2 protein-coding genes are annotated in these 1,026 nt (G+C 57.0%); both read right to left on the reverse strand.

The window, feature by feature from the left end:
• Window positions 1–26: 26 nt before the first annotated feature.
• Window positions 27–758 (reverse strand): aspartate/glutamate racemase family protein, encoded by a 732-nt coding sequence (locus tag AC0L2U_RS34695; RefSeq protein WP_473603701.1) that lies wholly within the window; start codon window positions 756–758, stop codon window positions 27–29.
• A 3-nt stretch (window positions 759–761) separates the two neighbouring features.
• Window positions 762–1,026: hypothetical protein (locus tag AC0L2U_RS34700; RefSeq protein WP_473603702.1), on the reverse strand; the 265-nt coding region annotated here is incomplete at its 5' end.

The following is a 1,026-nucleotide window of genomic DNA, read 5'->3' on the forward strand; positions in this document are numbered from 1 at the left end:
GCTGACCGACCAGGTTGAGGTCGCCCTCAGGCTAGCGCTCCGAGCATAATCCGCCGGCTCGTATGGTGGTCGTAGATGGGCAACCCCGTCATCTGACGCAGTTTGGGTGCGAATTTCGGAAACTCTGTGCATTCTAAGATAAAGGCCCCGATGTCTGGGTGAGCAGCGCGAAGCCGCTTTATGGCTTCCGTGAGATGGCGCTCTGTGTCAGAGTCGGGGAAAGTGCCCGCTCTTGTCGGGCGCTGCAGTTCGCTCGCTATAAGCATGCTGCCTGAAATGCCATCCACTACGATTCTCGCGCGTTCGTCGGGAACCCGGATGATGCCCAGCAGATCGGTACCAACATACTTCTCGTGAGCGACCACGACACCAAGTTTGGCCCCGGGCGGCAGGTGACGGATTACGGCCGGGGCCAGGAGGAGGCTCCCTGTCGACACAGGCACCTTCACGGCCGCAGCGATGGCCTCCTGGTATCTGACGGTATAGCCACATCCAGAAGTGATCGCGGTGGCGCCCCGGTCGACAAGGCGACGGGCAGCTTCAGCGTAAGCACCATAGAGTTCTGGCTCGTCATCGAGCAGCGCCCCCCACCAGGCACCCGGGACCTTTTCAACGACGACAGGGCGACCGTCGAATGTTTGCGATTCTGAACTGGTTGGATGACCGTCCCAAAGGCTGAGAATTCCAATAGGCCCCGCAGTAGCCGATGCCTGGGCAGTGTCGATTCTGGTTGAGAGTCCATTGGCTTCGTCAATCATATTTCATTTCTCTTGAGGTCGCGTCGACCACTGCGCGGTCGAGTCAACGAATGCTCCACCTTTTGCACGGTACTGATCAATCTTTGCACGGTACTGATCAATGACCGTGCATGGCAATGAAACCGTCGCCATCAGCAAGCCGATGACGGCATTTTCAGCAGGCCACTTTCTTACGGTGCGTTCTCCTTGCAGTAGTAGCAAAGTTTGACGGAGTTTTGCACCAAAGTAGGCAACGATTTGAACTGTGCGTTGCGCAACTTGCAAATTT

It is taken from the genome of Mesorhizobium sp. WSM4808 (genome assembly GCF_055811675.1).